We start from the raw sequence: 23273 nt of genomic DNA on the forward strand, positions 1-23273 counted from the left end.
TCACATTCAACATCTTTGGTGGCTGACACACCGCTATCGCGAGCAAGCTCGCTCCCACAGGGGGGATGTGGTGTTCACAAATTCGGCATTTCAGAAATCATGGATCTGCGGGTACTGGTTGAAGATGTCCCGCATCCCCGCCAGTGCATGGCGCATTTCCTTATCGTTGCACTCAGCCCCGACGCAGACCCGCACCGCGCGGGGCCTGGGGGTGCCGCGCACGGTGAACGGGTCGGGGGAAGTCACGGCGATGTGCTTGTGCCGCAACGCCCGCACCAGGCTGTCCACTTCCCAATGGGGCGGGATGCCGATCCAGGCATTCAAGGCGTGGGGATGCTGGCCCAGCAGATGCTCGCCCATGTACTCGGTGATCATGGCCTGGCGCCCGGCCAGCAGTTGACGTTGCAACCGCAGCAGCGACTCGGCGCGACCATCGCGAATCCAGCGGGTGGCGATCTCCGAGACCATGGGCGTGGCCATCCAACTGTTGACCCGCAGGATGCTCTCGGTGCGCAAGGCCAGGCGCTTGGGCACTACCAGGTAGCCGGTGCGCAGCCCCGTGAGTACCGACTTGGTCATGCTCGTGCAGTAGAACGACAGCTCCGGCAGGTAGTGACTGATGGGCGGCGCCCGGCGTTCGTCCAGCAGCGGGCCGTACACATCGTCTTCGATAATGTGCACGCCGAAGCGCCGGGCGATCTCGGCGATTTCCCGGCGCCGGGCATCGGGCATCAGGCTGGTGGTGGGATTGTTCAGGTTCGGCGTACACACCAGCGCCGTGATGCGCTCGTTGCTGCACATGTCTTCGAAATGTTCCGGGTCGATGCCATAGCGGTCCATCTCCAGGCCCTTGAGGGTGAAGCCCAGCACCTGGGAATTGCCGATCACGCCGTGGTCGGTCAGGCCTTCGCAGAGCACCACATCGTCGGGCCCCGCCAGCGAAGCAAGGGCCAGGAAAATCCCGTGGGCCGCGCCGTTGGTGATCAGCACATCGTTACGGTCGACTTTCAACCCTTGCCGGCCGATCCACTGCGCCGCCGCTTCGCGATGGGATTCAAAACCGGCGATGGGACGAAAGGCGTGAATCCACGGCTGGTCTTCTTCGGTGCTCAGCGCCGCGCAGGTATCCCGCCAGGCCTGGTCATGCTCACGGGTGTGCAGGATGCGGGTGATGGAAAAATCCACCAGCGCCCGCTCGGGGCTGTCGAGAATGTACGTCGCCACCCGGTCGCTCATGCGCCGCGAGACGAAACTGCCCCGCCCCACCTCACAGCGCACCAGCCCCTGGCGCTCCAGCTCCTTATAGGCATTGGTGACGGTCTGCACGCTGATGCCCATGGCGTCCGCCACCTGCCGTTGCGGCGGCAGGCGCTGGTCATTGGCCAGGCTGCCCTGTTCGATATCGTCGGCAATGGCCTGCACCAGAATCTTGTACTTGGATTCACCGCTGCGGGCGAGGTCCAAGGCTGACTTCCACTTATCCATGACAGCTGCAACCGGCGTGTGTAGGGGGTGCGCACAGCATTGCGCGGCCATCGCGGCAAAGCAATTGTCCTAGTGCAATACAATCGATGCCGGGGCTTTTGTATGCTCGGTCCAAGGTCGTCACCCAGGCGGGCTCATCGCCCTGACAAAAAGCCGGAACGACCTGTACCGGCGCCGTTCCCGATTCAAGGCCACGCCCGGATCCGCCGCTGTACGCTTTGCTCTTGTAACACTGCCTCCTACCACAGAGCCGTCAAACGACGGATCCACAAGAAACAGGAGATTTTATTGATGAGCAATTTTCTTCCCAGCACCTGTGCGCCCTTGCGTCGGCTCTTGTTGACCTGTGCCGTATTGGGCCTGGCCGGCGGTGTTCAAGCGGCCACCCTGGACACCGTCAAAAGCAACAGCAGCATCCGGATCGGCTACGCCAACGAAACCCCGTTCGCCTTCACCGAAACCGACGGCACCGTGACCGGTGAATCGCCAGAAATCGCCAAGATCATCTTCGCCAGGATGGGTATCAAGCAGGTCAATGGCGTGCTCACCGAATGGGGCTCGCTGATCCCAGGCCTGCGCGCCGGTCGCTTCGATGTGATTGCCGCCGGCATGTACATCACCCCGGCGCGCTGCAAGCAGGTGTTGTTCACCGATCCGCAGTACCAGTTGCCCGACGCCCTGCTCGTGGCCAAGGGCAACCCGAAAAAACTCCACAGCTATGAGGACATCGCCAAGCAACCGGATGTGAGGCTGGCCATCATGGCCGGTACGGTGAACCTGGCCTACGCCCGCGATTCCGGGGTCAAGGACGAACAGATCCTCCAGGTCCCCGACACCACCGCCCAACTGCAAGCCGTGCGTGCCGGACGCGCGGACGCTGCCGTCGGCACGCAACTGACCATGAAAGGCTTGGCCAGCAAGGGTGGCGACAAGGTGGAGGCAATGACGGAGTTCAAGGACGACCCCGCCCACATCGGCTACGGCGCCCTGGCCTTCCGCCCCGAAGACAAAGACTTGCGCGATGCGGTCAATGCCGAGCTGAAAAAGTGGTTGGGCTCCGAAGAGCATCTCAAGACGGTTGCGCCATTCGGGTTCGACAAATCCAACGTGACCAGCAAGACCGCGGCCGAGCTCTGCGCTCAGTAGTCGCCAACCACTGGCGTGCCGAAACGGGCATGACGCGCGGTGCGTGATGCCTGTTCCCTGCTTCACCGGACATTGGGTTGAACCATGGGCGAATTACTTCCGTTATTGATACAAGGGGCCTGGGTCACGCTCCAGGTGACCTTCCTTGGCTCGCTGCTGGCGATTGTCGCGGCGGTGCTGGCAGCACTCGGGCGACTCTCGCCGTGGCGAGCGTTGCGCTGGTTTTCCATCACCTACATCGAAGTGTTCCGTGGCACCTCGCTGCTGGTGCAACTGTTCTGGCTGTTCTTCGTGCTGCCGCTGCCACCCTTCAACGTTGAGCTGAGCCCTTACGCCGTGGCCATCGTCGGCCTGGGTCTGCACATCGGCGCTTACGGTGCGGAAGTGATGCGCGGCGCCATCAGTTCGGTCGCCAAGGGCCAATACGAAGCCTGCACGGCGTTGAATTTCAGCGGTTTTACTCGCTTCAAGCGGATCATCCTGCCGCAGGCATTACTGGCGGCGATTCCACCGGGCACCAACCTGTTGATCGAGCTGCTGAAGAACACCTCGCTGGTGTCGCTGATCACCTTGTCGGACTTGAGTTTCCGGGCGCGGCAGTTGGATCAGGCGACCTTCCAGACCCTGGAGATCTTCAGCCTGGCCCTGGTGATGTATTTCATCCTCGCCCAGGCCATCAACTTCGGCATGCGCCACGTCGAACGACGACTGAGCCGGGGCCGGATGCGTGGAGGTCTGTCATGACGCTGTTCGATTGGTCCTACGCCGCACAAATCCTGCCGGACCTGCTGCGCGCCTCCCTCAATACCGTGGGCATTACCCTGATCGGTTTCCTGATCGCTATCGTCCTGGGGTTGTTCCTGGCGATTGGCCGGCGCAGTCGCAAATTCTGGCTGTCGTGGCCGGCCACGGCGGTGATCGAGTTCATCCGCAGCACGCCGTTGCTGATCCAGGTGTATTTCCTCTACTACGTGCTGCCCAACTACGGCTTGAGCCTGACGGCCATGCAAGTCGGCATCCTCGGCATCGGCCTGCACTACGCCTGCTACATCGCCGAGGTCTATCGCAGCGGTCTCGACGCGGTGCCGCGGGCGCAGTGGGAAGCGGTGACGGCATTGAACATCGCGCCCTACAACGCCTACCGCAACATCATCCTGCCCCAAGCGCTGCGACCGATCGTGCCGCCCCTGGGCAACTACCTGGTGGCCATGCTCAAGGACACTCCGGTGCTGTCGGCGATCACCGTGGTGGAAATCATGCAACAGGCCAAGAACATCGGTTCCGAACACTTCCGCTACCTGGAACCGATCACCATGGTCGGCCTGTTCTTTCTCGCCTTGAGCCTCGCCTTGGCCTATCTGGTACGGCGCCTCGAAACGCGCATGGAGCTACGCTAATGACTTTACCTCTGTCCACGCCCACCGATTTGTCCCGGCGCAGCACACTGGCGTCGCAGCAGGAGGCCCCGGCCATGCAAGATCCAACAACGTCCCGGCCGATCGTGAGTTTCCAGGACGTGACCAAAAGCTATGGCAGCTTCACCGTGCTCGACCATCTGAACCTGGATGTCGCCCCCGGGGAAAAGGTCGCGATCATAGGCCCCAGCGGTTCAGGAAAATCCACATTGCTGCGGGTGCTGATGACCCTGGAAGGCATCGACCAGGGCCAGATCCGCGTCGAGGACGACTCATTGACCCACATGCCCAACCGCAACGGCGTGCTGGTGCCGGCCAACGACCGACACATCCGCCGGGTGCGCGGCAAGATCGGCATGGTGTTCCAGAGTTTCAACCTGTTTCCCCACATGACCGCGCTGCAAAACGTGATCGAGGCGCCGGTGCAGGTGTTGGGCATGAACCCGAAAGAAGCCCGGGAACGCGCCGCCGACCTGCTGGAGCTGGTGGGGCTGGGCAACAAGCTGGACCATTACCCATCGCAGTTGTCCGGCGGCCAGCAACAACGGGTAGCGATTGCCCGGGCGCTGGCGATGCGGCCCAAGGTGATGCTGTTCGACGAAGTGACCTCGGCGCTCGATCCGGAGCTGTGCGGCGAGGTGCTGAACGTGATCCGCAAACTGGGGGCCGAACACAACCTGACGATGCTGATGGTGACCCACCAGATGGGCTTCGCCCGGGAATTCGCCGACCGGGTGTGCTTCTTCTACAAAGGGCAGATCCACGAACAAGGCACCCCGGCGCAGATCTTCGAGAACCCGCAGCAGGAGCGCACGTGTGCGTTCTTGAGTGCGGTGAAAGAGGCGAACTGAACCTACAGGGTTGATCTGACAGCCACAAAAAAGGGCCCTGTTTCCAGAGCCCCCCGTTTCATTTGCCGCCCAGCCGTTATGGGTATTGCTGGTAAGTCTGGCCCTGCTGTTGCGGTGCCTGGTACTGCTGGCCGGGAATGGCCTTGAGGTTGACCTCGACCCGGCGATTTTGCGCGCGACCATTGACGTCGGCGTTGCTCGCCACCGGATTGTCCGGGCCGGCGCCACGGGCCGACAGGTTGGCACCGCTCACGCCCTGGGAGGTCAGGTAGGTCGCCACGCTCTGGGCTCGGCGCTGGGACAGATCCATGTTGTGCTGGCGGCTGCCGGTGCTGTCGGTGTAGCCGACGATTTCGATCTGGTTCTGGTTGAACTCCTTGAGGGAGTTGGCCAGGTTGTTCAGTGGCTGGTAGAAGCTGGACGCAATGTTCGCCGAGTCGGTGGCGAAGGTGATGTTGCCCGGCATGATCAGTTTGATCTGGTCGCCCTGGCGCTGCACTTCGACGCCGGTATTGGCCATGCTGGCGCGCAGTTTCTTTTCCTGCTGGTCGGCGTAGTAGCCGTAGCCGGCCGCGGAAGCCCCCACCACCGCCGCGCCGATCAACGCGCCCTTGCCGCGGTTATCGTGACCGATGGCTGCACCGGCCAACGCCCCCGCCAGTGCGCCGAGGCCGCCGTACTTGGCGGTTTTGCTCATGCCCGACGATTCGGTAGAGGCCTGGCCCTGATTGTCATAGGGGTTAGGCGACGCACAGCCAGACAACAAGGCCACAGCAGTTGCGACAACGATCAAGCGACGCGAGGTGAACATGGAATGCTCCTGGTTTTTCAGTCTGAATGCCAAAGTGTAGGCAATCGACTCTGGCAGGCGTTGGAACGCGGCAATCGTTAAAAATTCCGTCACGCTGCGTTGCGCTTCGTCCGGCTGCCCGACAAAAAAACCATCACCCCGACAAGCTGCCCTCAGCCCTGCGCCAGACAGCGGCTCACGCCCCTGACAATCATTTCCACTTCCCGCCCGTCGATCGTCAGCGGCGGCAGCAGGCGGATGGTCTGGCCCCGGGTGACATTGATCAGCAGGCCGTGGTCCCGGGCGGCGCGAAGGGTCAGGTCGCGGACCGGTTGCTTGAGTTCGATGCCGATCATCAAGCCCTGGCCGCGAATCGCCAACACATTCGGGTTGTCCGCCAACTCGGTCCGCAACCGACCCAGCAATTGTTCGCCCTGCTGCCTGGCATTATCCACCAGCGCTTGCTCCTCGATGATGTCCAGCACCGTGCAGCCGACCCGACAGGCCAAAGGATTGCCGCCGAATGTGCTGCCATGGCTGCCAGGGGTAAACAACTCGGCGGCCTTGCCCCGAGCCAGGCAGGCACCGATAGGCACGCCGTTGCCCAGGCCTTTGGCCAGGGTCATGACGTCCGGCACGATGCCCTCATGCTGGAACGCGAACCATTGGCCAGTACGGCCGATGCCGGTCTGGATCTCATCGAGCATCAACAGCCAGGCGCGCCGGCTGCACAACTGCCGCAAGGCCTTGAGGTAACCCGGTGGGGCGAGTTGCACACCGCTTTCACCCTGGATCGGCTCCACCAGCACCGCGACGATGCGCTCGGCATGCGCCTGCTGGATCTGTTCCAGGGCCGCGAGGTCACCAAACGGCACCTTGATGAAATCCCCCGGCAACCGGTTGTAGCCCAGCCGCACGGACGGACCGTCGCTGGCAGACATCGTGCCCAGGGTGCGTCCGTGAAACGCATTGTCCATGACCACCACCAGCGGCTGCTCGATGCCCTTGTGCCAGCCGTAGAGGCGCGCCAGTTTCAGCGCGGTTTCGTTGGCCTCGGCGCCTGAGTTGTTGAAGAACGCCCGCTCCAGCCCGGACAGCCGGGTGAGCTTTTGTGCCAGGCGTTGCTGCCAATCGATGCTGTACAGGTTCGAGGTGTGCAACAACAGGCCGGCCTGCTCGCTGATGGCAGCGACCAGCCGGGGGTGGGAGTGGCCGACATTGGTGACCGCCACACCCGCCACCGCATCGAGGTATTCGCGGCCGTCCTGGTCCCACAGGCGCGTCCCCAGGCCATGGGTGAAATTCAGCGCCAGGGGTTGGTAAGTGCTCATCAGGCAAGCGGCGGTCATGGCATCAAGCTCCATCGGGTGGTTTTTTCCAGTATGGTTAGCCACCAAGGCTGGATAAACGCGGCTTTACTTCAATCATTTAAAAGTTGAGCTTGATAATGGACCTGTTCCAGGCAATGACCGTTTACGTGAAGGTGGTGGAAACCGGAAGCCTGACGGCGGCGGCCCAGGCGTGCGAAATATCCACCACCATGGTGGGCAATCATCTTCGTGCACTGGAGCAGCGCCTCGGCGTGCGCCTGATCAACCGTACGACACGGCGCCAGCGCCTGACGGAATTCGGCTCGGCCTACTATCAGCGCTGCCTGGAAGTGCTGGGGCTGGTGGCCGACTCGGAACGCCTGGCCGAACAGACCCAGGGCGAGCCCGCGGGCACCCTGCGCATCACCGCACCGCTGACTTTTGGTACCGAACGCCTTTCGCCGGCCCTGGCCGAATTCAGCCAGCGCTTCGCCCAGGTCAAGCTCGACGTGGTCTTGACCAACCAGCGCCTGGACCTGCTCGACCATGGATTCGACGTCGCCATCCGCCTCGGCCACCCCGACCCGAAACTGATTGCCCGTCCGTTGCTGGACTACACCCTGACCATCTGCGCCTCCCCCGCTTACCTGGCCCGGCGCGGCACGCCGGAACAACCTGCGGATCTGCAACGACACGATTGCCTGTCGTTTGCCTATTCGGCAGCGGACGAGTGGCGCTTTGCCCAGGAGCACTGGCCAATCAACGGCCCGGACGGCGAAATCAAGGTTCCGGTAAACGGACCGATGCTGATCAACAGTTCCTCGGGCCTGCATCGCGCCGCCCTGGCCGGCATGGGCGTGGTGATGCTGCCCGACGCCCTGGTGGCCCAGGACTTGAAGGATGGACACCTGGTGGCGCTGCTGCAGGGCTACCAACTGCCCCATCGGCCGATGAGCCTGATGTACGCGCAGGATCGCTACCGTTTGCCGAAACTGCGCTGTTTTGTCGAGTTTGCGCTGGAGAAATGGGGTAAGCCCCCTCCAACCCAATGATGCTGTGGCGAGGGGATTTATCCCCGCTGGGTTGCGCAGCAACCCCAAGACTGTCGGTTCACATCGCAGGTGATGTCGGGTTTGATGACTTTTGGGGGGCCGCTATGCGACCCAGCGGGGATAAATCCCCTCGCCACAAAAGCAAACCCCGTCTGAACACCCGCCGCTAGTTCCCCACACTCCCATCAGCTACTCTTCCTCCTTGGACGAGCATTTTGATATCAAGGCTGATTGAGGAAACGACGATGGGAGATGCCTCGAACATCGACATGCTGCGGTTCGACCTGTCCGATCTGGACGAAGGCGTACTGCACACCATCCTGGAATTGGTCAGCGATGGCATCTGGGACTGGAATGCCAACACCGGCTTCGTCTACCGTAACCCCGGCTGGTACACGATGCTGGGCTACCTGCCCCATTCACTGGACAACACCGTACTGACTTGGGAAAGCGTGATCCATCCGGAGGACTATCCGCGGGTCATGGCGTCGTTCGACGATTACCTGGAACAACGCTCCCACGGCTACCAGGCCGAATACCGTTGCCGTACGCGTGACGGGGCCTACATCTGGATCGAAGATCGCGGCTACGTGATCGCCCGTAACCCGGACGGCACGGTGGCGCGCATGATCGGCGCCCATCGCAGTATCGACGACAAAAAGCGTCTGTTCGAACAACTGGAACAGCGTAACAAATCCCTGGAAGCCATCATCGAAGAACGCACCCGCGAGCTGTCGCGGGTCAACCATCAGTTGCAGATCCAGCTCGACGAGAATCGCCGGCTTGCCGAAACCGATGCCCTGACGCGGGTCGCCAACCGTTATCGCCTGGACCAGGCACTGCCGCTGGCCTGTGAGCGCGCACAGCGTTTCCGCGAGCCGTTGTCGCTGATCGCCATGGACGTGGATGATTTCAAGGACATCAACGATCGCTACGGCCACGCCTTTGGCGACGCAGCGCTGGTACAAGTGGTGCAGAGCGTCAAGCGTTGTCAGCGAGACGGCGATCTGCTGGTGCGCTGGGGCGGTGACGAATTCATCATGCTCTTGCCCAACACCACCCTGGCCGACGCCCGCCTGCTGGCGGAAAGCATTCGTCGTGGCCTGTCCGACCTGCTGCCGGTGGGCGAATTCCAGATCACCATGAGTTTTGGCGTGGTGCTGCGGTCCGAGGACGAACAACACTTGGCATTGCTGCACCGGGCGGACCAGGCGCTGTATCGTTCCAAGCAGGCGGGCAAGAATGTGATTTGTGAATGAACGGTACGCTGGGCCAGAGACCAAAAAAGAATGCAGACATGGGGCGTTGGCAGCGGTCATAGGCTGTATCCCTTGCCATCAGGCCTTCGCCCTTGCCGACTCGACTTCCCCCCTCACGCCTTTACCTGGGCTGCGCCGGCTGGTCGCTGCCGCGCGAGCATTGGCCAGCCTTCGCTGTAGAGGGAACGCATTTGCAGCGCTACGGCAGCCGCTTCCCCGCCGTGGAAATCAACAGCTCGTTCTACCGCCCGCACCGCCCCGCTACCTATGCAAAGTGGGCCGGCAGCGTTGCCGGGGACTTTCGCTTCTCGGTCAAGGTGCCCAAGCAGATCACTCACGAACGACGGCTGATCGACTGCGAAGGGCTGGTGGATGAATTCCTCGGGCAGTGCTCGCAACTGGGAGAAAAGCTGGGCTGCCTGTTGATTCAGTTGCCACCGTCCCTGGCCTTCGAGGCTGCCACGGCCGGAGTATTCTTCAAGGCCTTGCGGGACCGTTACCCAGGTCATGCGGTACTTGAGCCACGACACCCGAGCTGGCTTGCACCCCAGGCAACGGCGATCCTGCAAGACGAATGCATTGGCCGTGTCGCCGCCGATCCATCGCCGCTGCCCGGCGGCGACCAACCCGCAGGCTGGCCCGGCATTCGCTACTACCGATTACACGGCTCGCCACGGACTTACTACTCGGCTTATGAGGACGCCTGGCTGGAACGCCTGGCCCGAACGTTGAAAGCCGACCCCGACACGCCGACCTGGTGCATCTTCGATAACACCGCCAGTGGCGCCGCGACCGTCGATGCGTTGCGATTGATGGACCTGATGCCCGACTGAAACCCACCCCCGGCAACAAATGGGTCAGTTGCGGCCGGCTCGACCGTGACAACGCCGCTCGGGTCCAATAGATTAGGCGACCGGAAAAAAGCTCAACGCCTTTCTCGCCTCATCCCGCTAACAGAAGTAGTGAAATTTCAATGTCCGATTCCAACACCGCTGAATCCGTAGCCACCCTGTCGTCCAAAGCGGAATACGAAAACTCCATCAATCTTTCACAGCATCTGCCCCAGGCCAAGACCATCAGCGAAATGGTCCTCGATGCGTTCCAGTCGAACCGCGAAAGCGACCAGATCCGCGAACTGCGCAATGCAATCCGCCAGGCTCACGATGCCTTCGACGACGACAAGGCCTATGAACTGATGGGCCAGCTCAAACAACTCAAGGATGCCGAAGCCGCCGATTTCGCAGCCCTGGAAGACCTGAGCAGCCGCTTCCCGATCAGCCGTATCCTCTCCAGCTACAAGGACGACCCGTCGTTCCAGGAGCTGGTCTACGGCCTGGCCCTGAAAGTGCTGAACCAGACCCACCAGGCCATCAGCAACCCGAGCGGCAGCAAGGGCAAGGCCTCGCGAGCCAAGAAGGAAGCCGAAGTGTTTGTCATCAGCAAGGACGGCATCAGCGTCACCCTGCCCTTGCGTACACCACGCTCCAAGCCGAACGTCGACCGCGAGGCCTTCGAGTTCCTGGGCTTCAACTTCGTAGGCGAAGGCGACGAAGCCGAGCTGGAAAGCGAAACCTTCCTGGACAACGATGGCACCGAACAACCGGTCACCCGCAAAAGCATCGTCACGGCCTTGCAACAGCAAAAAGCGTTCGACGGCTACAGCATCGCCCAGCAATAAGCCTCACCCGAGGCCCCTGTGGGAGCGAGCTTGCTCGCGATGAGGCCGTCACATTCAGCACTCATGCAGGCTGAGCCACCGCTATCGCGAGCAAGCTCGCTCCCACAGGAACATCGACAGCCCAGGCAACGCCCATGAAAAAGCCCCGCCCTTCTCTCGAAGGCGGGGCTTTTTTTGTGGCGTCTGAAGCTTAAGGCGCGTAGGTCAGCAGCAGCTCACTTGGCACCTTGAAGTCCAGGGACATCATGACGCTCAGGGCGGTGATGGTGAAGATCGAGAACACGAACAGCTTGCGTGCCCAGACCGTGTCATCCACCGCCTTGTAGCCGGTCCAGGCCATGTACAGCCAGTACATGCCCATGGCGGCGGCGACGGCGAGGTAGCTCATGCCGGCGTAGCCGCTGAAGGTCAGCATCAACGTCGCCACGAGGAAGGCCAGGATGTAGAGCAGGATGTGCTTCTTGGCCACGCGGATACCGCGCTTGACCGGCAGCACCGGAATCGAAGCCGCCAGGTAGTCGTTGAAGCGGAAGATCGCGATGGCGTAGGAATGCGGCATCTGCCACAGGCTGAACATCACCAGCAGTGTCAGTGCTGCCATGTCGAAGCTGTTGCTGACCGCCACATAGCCGATCACCGGCGGCATCGCCCCCGACAGGCTGCCCACCAGCGTGCCGTGGACCGACTTGCGCTTGAGGTACAGGCTGTAGAGGCCGACGTAGATGACAAAGCCAATCACCGCGAACAACGCCGCCAACGGATTGGCCACCCAATACAACAGCGCCACGCCGGCCACGCCCAGCACCGTGGCGAATGCCAGGGCCAGTTGCACCGGAATCAGGCCTTGGACCAGCGCCCGATTCTTGGTGCGTTCCATCTTGATGTCGATGTCGCGGTCGATGCAGTTGTTGAACACGCAACCGGACGCCACCACCAGGGAAGTGCCGATCATCGCCGCCAGGAAGATGGCCAGATCGACATGCCCTTTCGAGGCCAGGAAAAACCCGCCTGCCACAGAAAGCACGTTACCGAAAATGATCCCCGGCTTGGTGATTTGGATAAAGTGCTTCAGGGACATCCGGACTTTCCTCAGTGCGCCATCATGTTGGTGTGGATGCTGAACATGATCCACAACGACAGGCCGACCAGCAGGACAATCACGATCGCGGCAAAGACAAACGCGACCACGTTGTTACGTTGGGCGGCGGAGCGGTCCAGGTGCAGGAAGTACACCAGGTGCACCAGTACCTGGACCACGGCGAAGATCAGGATGATCCACAGGGTCAGGCTCTTGGGCAGCGATGGGTACATCACCAGGCCGAACGGGATGACGGTCAGGATCACCGACAGGATGAAACCGATGGCGTAGGACTTGACGCTGCCGTGGCCGGCGTCATGGCCATCATGGGAATGTGCGTTAGCCATTTACAGGGTCCCCATCAGATAAACAACGGTGAATACGCAGATCCACACCACGTCCAGGAAGTGCCAGAACAGGCTCAGGCAGCTCAGGCGCGTCTTGTTGGTGGCGGTCAGGCCGTTTTTCTGGACCTGGTACATCATGATCGCCATCCAGATCAGGCCGCTGGTCACGTGCAGACCGTGGGTGCCGACCAGGGTGAAGAACCCGGACAGGAAACCGCTGCGGCTAGGGCCGTAGCCCTCGGAGATCAACATGTGGAACTCGTTGATCTCCATGCCGATGAAGCCGGCACCGAACAGGAAGGTCATGGCCAGCCAGCCCAGTACCTGGGTTTTCTTGCCCTTGAACAACGCCAGCATGGCGAAGCCGTAGGTGATCGAGCTGAACAGCAACAGCGCGGTTTCGCCCAGTACGTACGGCAGTTCGAAGATGTCGTGGCCCGATGGGCCACCGGCGACGTTGTTAACCAGCACCGCGTACGCTGCGAAGATCGACGCAAACAGAATGCAGTCGGTCATCAGGTAGAGCCAGAAACCGAATACGGTCATCTCGCCCGAGTCGTGGTGATGGTCATCGTGCCCATGGTCATGACCATGGGCGTGTCCAACAGTGGTCACTAAGTTCGACATGGTTTAAGCCTGTTCCAACGAGGTTTCAACACGGGTGGCGGTGGCAGGGACTTTCCCGGCCGCGACCAGACGTTTGTGCTGCTCGGCTTCGATGCGCTCGATGACATCCACCGGCACCATGTAGCCCTGATCGTCACGGGCGGCATGGATCACGAAATACGCCACGGTGCCGACCAGGCTAGCGATGGCCAACCACCAGATGTGCCAGATCATCGCGAAACCGAACACGGTCAGCAGCGCGCCCATGACCACACCGGTAGCCGTGTTGTTGGGCATGTGGATCGGCTCGTACTTGGCCGGGACCGGGTACGCGGTACCGTTTTCCTTGGCTTCGGTGAACGGGTCGATGACGTCTGCTTTTGGCAGCACGGCGAAGTTGTAGAACGGGGGTGGCGACGAGGTCGACCATTCCAGGGTATGGGCATTCCACGGGTCGCCGTGTTCGCACATGTTCTCTGGCTTGTTGCGATCGCGCACGCTGACATACAACTGGATCAGTTGGCAGGCGATACCCACAGCGATCATCACCGCACCGAACATGGCGACGTACAGGTACGGCACCCACTCAGGGTTGGTGGTGGTGTTCAGGCGACGGGTCATGCCCATGAAGCCCAGTACATAGAGCGGCATGAACGCGACAAAGAAGCCGGTGATCCAGAACCAGAACGCTGCCTTGCCCCAGCCTTCGTGCAGCTTGAAGCCGAACGCTTTCGGGAAGTAGAAGGCGAAGCCGGCGATGTAGCCGAACACGGCGCCACCGATGATCACGTTGTGGAAGTGCGCGATCACGAACAGGCTGTTGTGCAGCACGAAGTCAGCGCCCGGAATGGCCAGCAATACGCCGGTCATGCCGCCGATGGCGAAGGTCACCATGAAGCCCAGGGTCCACATCACGTGGCTGGTGAAACGCAGACGACCCTGATAGATGGTGAACAGCCAGTTGAACAGCTTCACCCCCGTCGGGATCGAAATCAGCATCGTCGCCAGGCCGAAGAAAGCGTTGACGCTGGCACCCGAGCCCATGGTGAAGAAGTGGTGCAGCCAGACCATGAAACCCAGTACCGAGATCGCGCCGCTGGCGTAGATCATCGAGTGGTGGCCGAACAGTTTCTTGCCGGAGAAGGTCGAGATGACTTCGGAGAAAATCCCGAACGCCGGCAGGATCAGGATGTACACCTCAGGGTGACCCCAGGCCCAGAACAGGTTCACGTACATCATCGGATTGCCACCAAGTTCATTGGTGAAAATGTGGAAATCCATGTAGCGGTCAAGCGTCAGCAAGGCCAGGGTAGCGGTCAGGATCGGGAAGGAAGCGACGATCAGGACGTTGGCCCAGGTGCAGGTCCAGGTGAAGATCGGCATGTCCATCAGCTTCATGCCCGGGGTACGCATTTTGACCACGGTGGCCAGGAAGTTGACCCCCGTCAGCGTCGTACCCAACCCGGATAGCTGTAGCGCCCAGATGTAGTAATCCATCCCCACGCCCGGGCTGTATTGCAGGCCCGACAGCGGCGGATAGGCCACCCAACCGGTCTTGGCGAATTCGCCAACGCCCAGGGACAGGTTGATCAGCACCACGCCGGATACCAGCAGCCAGAAGCTCAGGGAGTTCAGGAACGGGAAGGCAACGTCACGGGCGCCGATCTGCAGTGGCACTGCAAGGTTCATCAGGCCGGTGAAGAATGGCATCGCCATGAAGATGATCATGATCACACCGTGGGCGGTGAAGATCTGGTCATAGTGTTCAGGCGGCAGGTAGCCAGGCGAACCCTCGGTGGCCATGGCCAGCTGGGTGCGCATCATGATGGCGTCGGCAAAACCACGCAGCAGCATGACCATGGCGACGATGATGTACATCACGCCGATTTTCTTGTGGTCGACCGAGGTCAGCCATTCAGTCCACAGGTAGGTCCACTTCTTGAAGTAAGTGATCCCCGCGAACAGCGCCAGACCGCCGAGTGCGATGATGGCGAGGGTCACCATGACAATCGGCTCGTGGAACGGGATCGCTTCCCAACTTAATTTACCAAACATCGTTTACTCCTCTGCCCCGGCAGCTGAATGCGAACTCATGTCCATCCCTTCCATGTTGTGGGCCACTTCCTTCTCGTTCTTCTCGTGGTGCATCGGCTTGCCCGGATTCATCCCTTCATACTTGTCGATGATGGTCTGGAACAGGTTCGGCGTAACCGACGAGTAGAGTTCGACTGGGTTGTTCTGGCTCGGCTTGGAAAGGGCGTCGTATTCAGCTTTTTCAAGCTGTTTAGGTGCCTTCTTCACATCGTTGACCCAGGCGTCGAAATCTTCCTGGGTCGTGGCGATTGCTTTGAACTTCATGCCGGTAAAGCCCGCGCCGCTGTAGTTGGCGGAGATACCGTCGAGTTCGGCGTTCTGGTTGGCGATCAGGTGCAGCTTGGTCTGCATGCCCGCCATCGCGTAGATCTGGCCGCCCAGGCCCGGGATGAAGAACGAGTTCATCACGGTGTCGGAAGTGACCTTGAAATTGATCGGTGTGTGGGCCGGGAACACGATCTTGTTGACCGTGGCGATGCCTTGTTCTGGGTAGATGAACAGCCACTTCCAGTCCATGGAGACCACTTCAATGGTGATCGGCTTGACGTCGGAATCCAGCGGACGATACGGGTCCAGGGCGTGGGTCGACTTGTAGGTGATGTAACCCAGGGCAATGATGATCAGCACCGGAATGGTCCACACCGCCACTTCGATCTTGGTCGAATGCGACCATTTCGGCGTGTAGGTGGCCTTGGTGTTGGTTGCGCGGTACTTCCAGGCGAACAGGAAGGTCATGACGATGACCGGCACAACGACCAGCAACATCAGCAGCGTAGCGGTGATGATCAGGTTTCGTTCATCCAGGCCGACCTGGCCCTTGGGATCGAGCAAGGTCATGTTGCAGCCTCCCAGCAGCAACGTGCCGAGCAGCGGCAACAAGCCTAGTAATCGGGGGTACCTGTTTTTACTCATCTCACGACCTCTAAAGCAGCTTGCGCAATGCAGTTGGGTTTTGATCGCCAACACTTCACCCTGCCAAGGGTTGGCATTTTCTTGGATTGAATAAGGGCTGCCCGTCGAACGTCAGCGGCTGTTCGATACATCCTGGGCCAGCAGTGAGTTCTTATTCGTTGGTCAAAAGGCCTAGTTCAAGCCCAATTCCATTTGGTGCGGGTAGTTGGAGGCACCGACACCTGGGGTCGCATGGGGCGCTGGCGCCCTTCGACCACTCTCGTGCTCAAGCCTGAGCCGGGTCGGAAAATCGGTGCGGGCGATTGTAGTGAGGTGACGCGCTGTAGACCATGTCTCATCCCGAAATAATTTTTATCCGATTCGGCAACAATCTCTTACCGATATTGCAACGGGCCAGCATCTTATCGAAATTCATTCTCAACAAGAACCCCAAAAAACGTAGGTCTACTACGCCCGATTTAGACAGCTCAAGGGCTTCATAAAGGGCTTTTTTGCCCGGCAAGCGCCCAGTTTTCGGGGCCTCTGGCGCCTGACGCCTCGCTGTTAAAAATGCCTGCTACCGGCGAGACCCTGGTTGCGAAATCCGAGGATTCTTTATGACAGGAATGAGTGTTTGATCGGCCTCGGAAAGTCTGAGCGCGGCGAACTATGTGACAACGTGTCGCACGTTGCCGCAGGTCATTCTTGCCTCGGATCAAGGACGCTAAGCCTCGAGCATGAAACGCAAGACGCCCCGGCTCTCCAGGAGAGAAACCGGGGCGTCAATTGAGGCGTTTCAGCGAAGCGGTTTGCGGTTACGCGACACCAGTAATGGCACCAGCACCACCGTCAATACGAAAGCCACCAGTGCCCACTGCGCCAGGGACAGGCCCAGGATCGGTGGATAGGGGGTGGAGCAAAAACCATCGACCTGGAAACCCAGTGGGAAGATCTTCGCCAGCGGCAGGTCATCGACAATTGGTTGCAACACATCGATGCCGCAACTGACCGCAGGAAAGAACTGGGTGTACACATGATGCCCGGCCACACCGGCCCCGGCCAGGGCGCAGAGCACCACCAGGCCTTCGAAGATCGTCAGGCTGCGACGGGTACGCATGGCGGCACCGATGAAGGCGAAGATCGCGATCAGCAACAGCGCATAGCGTTGCAGGATACACAACGGACACGGTGCCTCACCGAGGGCCACCTGCATGTACAGCGCGCCGCCGATCAGCGCCAGGCAGATCAGCCCCAACAGCACCAGATAGCGCCGCTCACGGCCTAACCGCATCATTTCCTCACTCATTGCGTTTCCCTTTATCTACATGGATCGACGCGCAGCCTCGCGACACCCGGCGCGCGATCGGATGCCCGAAGTCTACACGCAGACCACGACAATGAACGAGCTGCGGGCGTCGACATTAAAGGGCAATAGACCGCAAGAAAGTTAAGTGCGGATTAATTCTGGCAATTGGACAAGGATGGACCTGTCGCCGCCATCGCGAGCAGGCTTGGCTCCCACAAGGGATTGTGGCGGACGCGAATTTTTGTCACCCGCACAGATTCAGGGTGGGAGCGAGCTTGCTCGCGATAGCGGTGGGTCAGCTTGCATTGATGTTGAATGTACTGACGCCATCGCGAGCAAGCTCGCTCCCACAGTTTTTTGGGGTGTTCACGAGAATCGTGTCCACCGCCACCCCTTGTGGGAGAGAGCCTGCTCGCGATGAAGGCAACCCGGTCTACCGGTTTGGCGCGACCTTATTCCAGCGCCGCCGCAGGGCCGAAGAATTCGTAGCGACTCTGCCGGTCCGGTACACCCAAAGCCTTGAGGTGGCGTTTGACGGCGCCCATGAAGCCCTTCGGCCCAAGGAAATAGGCGTCCAGGTCACGCTGCTCCGGCAGCCATTGCGCCAGTTGCTCCTGGCTCAACAGCCCCACCTTGTCCGCCGCTGGGCTCAAGCCGTCGTCTTCGTCGTAGCAGTAGAAACGCTTGAGTTGCGGGTGTCGCTTGGCCAAATCGTCGATCCAGTCACGGAAGGCATGGACGCGCCCGTTGCGCGCGCAGTGAATGAAATGCACCGGCCGCTCGGTTTGCAGCGCCGCCTGCAACATGGCCAGGGTCGGGGTGATGCCGACGCCGCCACTGATCAGCACCAGTGGCTTGTCGCTGGCAGTCAGGTAGAAATCCCCGGACGGCGGGAACAGCTGGATACGACTGCCGACAGCGAAATGATGATGCAGGTGGTTGGACACCCGCCCGCCCGGCTCGCGCTTGACGCTGATACGGTATTGACCATTGTCCGCCAGGGCTGACAGTGAATAGTTGCGGCGTACTTCCTCGCCATCGAGCATGAGCTTCATGCCGATGTACTGGCCCGGCTCGGCCACCAGGATCGGGCCTTTGTCCACCGGTTCGAAGTAGAACGAGGTGATCTCCGAGCTTTCCTCGACCTTGGCCGCCAAGATGAACTCACGCTCGCCCCGCCAGCCGCCCGGCGCCTCGGCTTTCTTGTCGTACATGCCGGCTTCGGCGCCGATCAGGATATCGGCCAGTTGGTTGTAGGCTGCGCCCCAGGCCGCGATCACTTCAGGTGTGGCGATCTCTGCGCCCAGCACTTCGGCGATTGCCCGCAGCAGGCACGCACCGACGATCGGGTAATGCTCCGGCAGGATCTGCAGGGCAACGTGCTTGTTGACGATCTTCGCCACCAGATCGCCCAACTGGTCAAGCTGGTCAATGTACCGCGCATACATCAACACGCCGTTGGCCAACGCACGCGGTTGGTCGCCACTGGCCTGGTGCGCCTGATTGAACAGTGGTCGCACCTGCGGGTATTCGGACAGCATCATGCGATAGAAGTGAGTAATGAGCGCTTCACCACCGCTTTCCAACAAGGGCACGGTGGAACGAATGATGGCGCGTTCTTCTTGGCTGAGCATAAGGTAACTCCATGCAAGGACTTGAAAAAACAGCTGCAGCTCACCTATCAGTTTCCGTGCCATTATTTATTTCCTTATTTTTCAATAATTTAAAACAGTTGTAGTCATAAAGACACAGAGCCCTTTATAGTCCTGATGACTACATGGAGTCTTTATGACTGCAACCTCTCTACTCACCGCCTTGCTGCCCCTGGTGGCGGATCTGTCCCGCGAACTGCCTGAAGGCGAGCGCTATCGCCGCTTGCTGGGCGCCCTGCGCGAACTGTTGCCCTGTGACGCAGCCGCGCTGCTACGCCTGGACGGCGACTGCCTGGTGCCGCTGGCCGTGGACGGTTTGAGCACCGATACACTTGGTCGGCGATTCCGTGTCAGCGAACACCCACGCTTCGAAGCGCTGCTGGCCAACCCGCACCCCACCCGCTTCGCCGCCGACAGCGGCCTGCCCGATCCGTACGACGGGCTGGTCGAGGGGCTGGCCGAACACCTGGAGGTCCACGACTGCATGGGCTGCCCGCTGTTCGTCGACGAGCGTCCCTGGGGCCTGCTGACCCTGGATTCGCTGGATCCGGAGCGTTTCGAACCCATCGACCTGAGTGCCCTGCAAGCCTTCGCCAGCCTCGCCGCCGCCACGGTCAGCGCCGCCGAGCGCATCGAGCGCCTGGCCTTGAAGGCCGAGGATGAACACCGCCGCGCCGAGGTCTATCGCCAGGCCAGCGGCCAGCAACAACGCGACATGGTTGGCCAGAGCAAGGCCCACAAGCGCCTGGTGGAGGAGATCACGCTGGTGGGCGGCAGTGACCTGACGGTGTTGATCACCGGCGAAACCGGTGTGGGCAAGGAACTGGTCGCCCAGGCCATTCATGCCGCGTCGAAACGCGCCGGGCAACCACTCATCAGCCTCAACTGCGCCGCCCTGCCGGATACGCTGGTGGAAAGTGAACTCTTCGGCCATGTACGAGGCGCCTTCACCGGGGCCACGAACGACCGGCGCGGCAAGTTCGAACTGGCCGACGGCGGCACCCTGTTCCTCGACGAGGTGGGTGAGCTGTCCCTGACTGTCCAGGCCAAACTGCTGCGGGTGTTGCAAAGCGGCCAACTGCAGCGCCTGGGTTCGGACAAGGAGCACCGGGTCGATGTGCGCTTGATCGCGGCCACCAACCGCGACCTCGCCGAAGAAGTGCGCAACAGTCGTTATCGGGCCGACTTCTATCATCGCTTGAGTGTGTATCCGCTGCAGGTGCCGGCGCTGCGAGAGCGCGGACGGGACGTGCTGCTGCTGAGCGGTTTCTTCCTGGAACAGAATCGCTCGCGCATGGGCCTGGGCAGCCTGCGCCTGGCCAGCGATGCCCAGGCCGCACTGCTGGCCTACGACTGGCCGGGCAATGTGCGCGAGCTGGAACACCTGATCGGCCGCAGTGCCCTGAAGGCTTTGGGCCGGTGCCCGGTGCGACCGAAAATCCTCAGCCTCGGCGCCCAGGATCTGGATTTGCCCCAAGCCCCTGTGGATAACCCTGCCCCATCGTCCACCGCCCCGGCACCGGCCCCGGTGGGCGTGACGGGAGACATGCGAGAAGCGGTGGACGAATTCCAACGCAACTTGATCGCCGCCTGCCTGGAACGCCACCAGCACAATTGGGCCAGCGCCGCCCGTGAACTGGGCCTGGACCGGGCGAACCTGGGGCGGATGGCCCGCAGGTTGGGGCTCAAGTAGTGCCCTTGAGCAGCCATTGAGCCCCCCTGTGGCGAGGGGATTTATCCCCGCTGGGCTGCGAAGCAGCCCTAAAACCCCTCGTCTCGGAGTGTCAGACTGAACCTGTTCAAACTTTCTTAGAGGTTGCTACGCAACCCATCGGGGATAAATCCCCTCGCCACAGATAAATCTCCTCGCCACAAGATGAGTGTCCGCAGGCTGGCTTGAAATTGACTGTCGACAGCTTTCTCCCTAAAGCCTGCCCCCGACAAGTCGATAACCCAATATCAAAAGCTGTTTTGGCGACCTTCACGCTCGCCCCACCTTTTTCCACAGAAGGTTTTTATGTCTTCCAACAAAGCCCGCGCAGATTCACTTTCGCTTCTGCTGTTTACCTTGCGCAGCGGCAAGCTGATGGCGATCAACCTGCTCAAGGTCAGTGAAATCATTCCCTGCCCACCGCTGACCAAACTGCCGGAGTCCCATCCGCACGTCAAAGGCATCGCCACCCTGCGCGGGACATCGTTGTCGGTGATCGATCTGAGCCGCGCCATTGGCGAACGGCCGCTGGAAGATCCGGACGGCGGCTGCCTGATCGTCACCGATGTGAGCCGCTCCAAACAGGGCCTGCATGTGCAGGCAGTGAGCAAGATCGTGCATTGCCTGACCACCGACATCAAACCGCCGCCCTACGGCTCCGGCGGCGTGCGAGCGTTTATCACCGGCGTGACCTCCGTGGACGGCACGCTGGTGCAAGTGCTGGACATCGAAAAGGTCATCCACGGCATCGCACCCGCGCAGATCGAAACCGCGCCGACCGAACTGAGCATGGAAGACGCCGAGGTCCTGGGCAACGCCCGGATCCTGGTGGTCGATGACAGCCAGGTCGCCTTGCAGCAATCGGTGCACACCCTGCGCAACCTGGGCCTGCAATGCCACACCGCCCGCAGCGCCAAGGAAGCCATCGAATGTTTGCTGGAGCTGCAGGGTACTGCCCAGGAGATCAACCTGATCGTTTCCGATATCGAAATGTCGGAAATGGACGGCTACGCCCTGACCCGGACCCTGCGCGAGACGCCGGACTTCGCTCACCTCTACGTGTTGCTGCACACTTCGCTCGACAGCGCCATGAACAGTGAGAAAGCGCGGCTGGCCGGCGCAAACGGGGTACTCACCAAGTTCTCGTCGCCGGAACTGACCAAGTGCCTGATCACCGCGGCCAAGGCCGTTGCCGAGCAAGGTCATTGAGTCATCTCGGTTGCTCGCTTCTGCATTCCAGCGCGGGAGCGATCACCGTCCGATAACCTCAGGCATACTCTTGTCCTGGCTTCCCGGAACAAGGCTTCCTGATGAAAATCCGTCTATTGATTCTCCTTGGTCTCCCTGTACTGGCCTCCCAGGCTCATGCCTCCAGCCCAGACGCCTGGGCCTCCCACGATAAAGCCGTGCTGGCCAGTTGCATCAAGGCCAGCGGTTTGAAGAGCGCTGCGCCGGTGGGTAGCGCCGCTCAATTCGACGACCGAGTCGGCTACACCGCGCTATTGCTGCAAGGCCAATATCCGCAGAAACACATGAAAGGGGCGATTGGCACCGAGTTGTGCCTCTACCGCAAAAAAACCAAAACCGCCTACGTGACCGAGTGGGACTCGATCCACCCTGCCGCTACCGACCGGTGAATGGCGCATAACTTGCTTCGCACGGTCCATCACGGCGTTTTTCTGTCGCCGTCCCCAGCCTTCTGCGACCGGGCGCTCAATGAACACAACGTTTTCCTGTGTAGGGTGCGGCAAATGCTGCACCGATCACCACGTCCCCCTGACCCTCGACGAGGCCCGGATGTGGGCGGACGACGGCGGCCAGGTGATTGTCCTGGTGGAAGCCTTCCTGCCCAACGGCCTCGGCCTGCCGGCAGGACAACGCGAGCATGCCGAGCGCCGCTCGGCGGTGGTCCACAGCGGCAGCACCGAGGCCCTTGTGGCGATCACCTTTGCCGCCTATAACGTCGGCCGTTGTCGGAATCTTGACGAAGAAAACCTGTGCCGGATCTATGAGCGTCGCCCCTTGGTGTGCCGCATCTATCCGATGGAAATCAACCCGCACATCCCCCTCAATATCGCCGTCAAGGAATGCCCTCCAGAGTCGTGGGAAACCGGGCCACAACTGATACTCGGCGGTGAACTGGTCGATCAGGAACTGGTCCGGTTGATCGAGCGTTCACGCCAGGCCGATCGTGAAGAGATCGCCATCAAGGACCGCATCTGCGCCGCCCTGGGTATCCGCACCACCGCGCTCAAGGGCGACGGGTTCACCGCGTATCTGCCGGAGATGAGCGCATTCGTGGCCGCCCTCGATCAGGCACGCCTGCAACCTGCGCAACAGCACGCCAGTGAATGGCAGTTCCATCTGTCTGGCGATGACGTGGCCAGCCAGGTATCGGCCAGCGGCGCGCGGGTGGTCACTGAAGCGCCGGTCAATTACGCCTTTATTTCGCTGCGGGCGGCATAAGAATTTTTAGTGGTTACAAAATCTGAGCCCACCACAAATCAAATGTGTGCGGGCTTGCTCGCGAAAGCGGTCTGGCATTCAGAATCAATGCAAGCTGACCCGACGCCTTCGCGAGCAAGCCCGCTCCCACAGGTGG

22 protein-coding genes are annotated in these 23273 nt (G+C 60.9%); 12 read left to right on the plus strand and 10 right to left on the minus strand.

The window, feature by feature from the left end; all coding sequences use genetic code 11:
* Nucleotides 1-90: 90 nt before the first annotated feature.
* Nucleotides 91-1485 (minus strand): MocR-like ectoine utilization transcription factor EhuR, encoded by a 1395-nt coding sequence (gene ehuR, locus ACMTA2_RS27100; protein WP_413792542.1) that lies wholly within the window; start codon nucleotides 1483-1485, stop codon nucleotides 91-93.
* A gap of 291 nt (nucleotides 1486-1776) precedes the next feature.
* Between ehuR and ehuB the strand changes: the two genes are divergently transcribed.
* The 4 genes from ehuB (at nucleotide 1777) to ehuA (ending at nucleotide 4897) form a co-directional block, all read left to right on the plus strand.
* Nucleotides 1777-2631 (plus strand): ectoine/hydroxyectoine ABC transporter substrate-binding protein EhuB, encoded by an 855-nt coding sequence (gene ehuB, locus ACMTA2_RS27105; protein WP_413792543.1) that lies wholly within the window; start codon nucleotides 1777-1779, stop codon nucleotides 2629-2631.
* A gap of 84 nt (nucleotides 2632-2715) precedes the next feature.
* Nucleotides 2716-3375, plus strand: coding sequence for an ectoine/hydroxyectoine ABC transporter permease subunit EhuC (gene ehuC, locus ACMTA2_RS27110; protein ID WP_413792544.1), 660 nt, complete (start codon nucleotides 2716-2718; stop codon nucleotides 3373-3375).
* Nucleotides 3372-4028 (plus strand): ectoine/hydroxyectoine ABC transporter permease subunit EhuD, encoded by a 657-nt coding sequence (gene ehuD / locus ACMTA2_RS27115; RefSeq protein ID WP_413792545.1) that lies wholly within the window; start codon nucleotides 3372-3374, stop codon nucleotides 4026-4028. The genes ehuC and ehuD overlap by 4 nt, the downstream gene beginning before the upstream one ends.
* Before the next feature lie 74 nt (nucleotides 4029-4102).
* Entirely contained in the window at nucleotides 4103-4897 is a 795-nt protein-coding gene (gene ehuA / locus ACMTA2_RS27120; protein ID WP_027911433.1) for an ectoine/hydroxyectoine ABC transporter ATP-binding protein EhuA, read from the plus strand.
* Nucleotides 4898-4973: 76 nt separating this feature from the next.
* Here the strand turns inward: ehuA and ACMTA2_RS27125 are convergent, their stop codons facing one another.
* On the minus strand, nucleotides 4974-5708 hold the full coding sequence (locus ACMTA2_RS27125; protein WP_018604257.1) for a YiaD family glycine zipper/OmpA-like lipoprotein: 735 nt from the start codon (nucleotides 5706-5708) through the stop codon (nucleotides 4974-4976).
* A gap of 152 nt (nucleotides 5709-5860) precedes the next feature.
* Nucleotides 5861-7036, minus strand: coding sequence for an aspartate aminotransferase family protein (locus tag ACMTA2_RS27130; RefSeq protein ID WP_413792546.1), 1176 nt, complete (start codon nucleotides 7034-7036; stop codon nucleotides 5861-5863).
* A gap of 98 nt (nucleotides 7037-7134) precedes the next feature.
* Here ACMTA2_RS27130 and ACMTA2_RS27135 point away from each other — a divergent pair, with 98 nt between their 5' ends.
* From ACMTA2_RS27135 to ACMTA2_RS27150, 4 genes are all read left to right on the plus strand, one after another.
* Nucleotides 7135-8049, plus strand: coding sequence for a LysR family transcriptional regulator (locus tag ACMTA2_RS27135; RefSeq protein WP_413792547.1), 915 nt, complete (start codon nucleotides 7135-7137; stop codon nucleotides 8047-8049).
* A 245-nt stretch (nucleotides 8050-8294) separates the two neighbouring features.
* Complete coding sequence (locus ACMTA2_RS27140) at nucleotides 8295-9308, plus strand: sensor domain-containing diguanylate cyclase (RefSeq protein WP_413792548.1); 1014 nt, start codon at nucleotides 8295-8297, stop codon at nucleotides 9306-9308.
* A gap of 92 nt (nucleotides 9309-9400) precedes the next feature.
* Nucleotides 9401-10141, plus strand: a complete 741-nt coding sequence (locus tag ACMTA2_RS27145; protein WP_413792549.1) for a DUF72 domain-containing protein — start codon at nucleotides 9401-9403, stop codon at nucleotides 10139-10141.
* A gap of 140 nt (nucleotides 10142-10281) precedes the next feature.
* Nucleotides 10282-10986, plus strand: a complete 705-nt coding sequence (locus tag ACMTA2_RS27150; protein WP_413792550.1) for a hypothetical protein — start codon at nucleotides 10282-10284, stop codon at nucleotides 10984-10986.
* A gap of 190 nt (nucleotides 10987-11176) precedes the next feature.
* On the opposite strand, the gene cyoE is transcribed toward ACMTA2_RS27150, so the two are convergent.
* The 7 genes from cyoE to hmpA all read right to left on the minus strand — a co-directional run bounded on the left by cyoE (nucleotide 11177) and on the right by hmpA (nucleotide 18942).
* Nucleotides 11177-12064: a heme o synthase gene (gene cyoE / locus ACMTA2_RS27155; protein WP_003178131.1), complete on the minus strand. Its 888-nt coding sequence runs from the start codon at nucleotides 12062-12064 to the stop codon at nucleotides 11177-11179.
* Nucleotides 12065-12075: 11 nt separating this feature from the next.
* Nucleotides 12076-12411: a cytochrome o ubiquinol oxidase subunit IV gene (gene cyoD / locus ACMTA2_RS27160; RefSeq protein ID WP_014340102.1), complete on the minus strand. Its 336-nt coding sequence runs from the start codon at nucleotides 12409-12411 to the stop codon at nucleotides 12076-12078.
* Nucleotides 12412-13038: a cytochrome o ubiquinol oxidase subunit III gene (locus ACMTA2_RS27165; protein WP_413792551.1), complete on the minus strand. Its 627-nt coding sequence runs from the start codon at nucleotides 13036-13038 to the stop codon at nucleotides 12412-12414.
* A gap of 3 nt (nucleotides 13039-13041) precedes the next feature.
* Entirely contained in the window at nucleotides 13042-15072 is a 2031-nt protein-coding gene (gene cyoB / locus ACMTA2_RS27170) for a cytochrome o ubiquinol oxidase subunit I (protein ID WP_230149251.1), read from the minus strand.
* Nucleotides 15073-15075: 3 nt separating this feature from the next.
* Nucleotides 15076-16023: a ubiquinol oxidase subunit II gene (gene cyoA, locus ACMTA2_RS27175; RefSeq protein WP_413792552.1), complete on the minus strand. Its 948-nt coding sequence runs from the start codon at nucleotides 16021-16023 to the stop codon at nucleotides 15076-15078.
* Nucleotides 16024-16798: 775 nt separating this feature from the next.
* Entirely contained in the window at nucleotides 16799-17308 is a 510-nt protein-coding gene (locus ACMTA2_RS27180; protein ID WP_060740730.1) for a disulfide bond formation protein B, read from the minus strand.
* Between the two features lie 452 nt (nucleotides 17309-17760).
* A complete protein-coding gene (gene hmpA / locus ACMTA2_RS27185; RefSeq protein WP_413792553.1) occupies nucleotides 17761-18942 on the minus strand; it encodes an NO-inducible flavohemoprotein in 1182 nt (393 codons plus the stop codon).
* A 154-nt stretch (nucleotides 18943-19096) separates the two neighbouring features.
* Between hmpA and norR the strand changes: the two genes are divergently transcribed.
* The 4 genes from norR to ACMTA2_RS27205 all read left to right on the plus strand — a co-directional run bounded on the left by norR (nucleotide 19097) and on the right by ACMTA2_RS27205 (nucleotide 23137).
* Entirely contained in the window at nucleotides 19097-20653 is a 1557-nt protein-coding gene (gene norR / locus ACMTA2_RS27190; protein WP_413792554.1) for a nitric oxide reductase transcriptional regulator NorR, read from the plus strand.
* Between the two features lie 324 nt (nucleotides 20654-20977).
* On the plus strand, nucleotides 20978-21880 hold the full coding sequence (locus ACMTA2_RS27195) for a chemotaxis protein CheV (RefSeq protein WP_413792555.1): 903 nt from the start codon (nucleotides 20978-20980) through the stop codon (nucleotides 21878-21880).
* 101 nt (nucleotides 21881-21981) lie between these two features.
* Entirely contained in the window at nucleotides 21982-22308 is a 327-nt protein-coding gene (locus ACMTA2_RS27200; protein ID WP_413792556.1) for a hypothetical protein, read from the plus strand.
* A gap of 79 nt (nucleotides 22309-22387) precedes the next feature.
* Nucleotides 22388-23137: a YkgJ family cysteine cluster protein gene (locus ACMTA2_RS27205; RefSeq protein ID WP_413792557.1), complete on the plus strand. Its 750-nt coding sequence runs from the start codon at nucleotides 22388-22390 to the stop codon at nucleotides 23135-23137.
* Nucleotides 23138-23273 lie beyond the last annotated feature (136 nt).

This window comes from Pseudomonas medicaginis (genome assembly GCF_965119365.1).
Lineage (GTDB): Bacteria > Pseudomonadota > Gammaproteobacteria > Pseudomonadales > Pseudomonadaceae > Aquipseudomonas.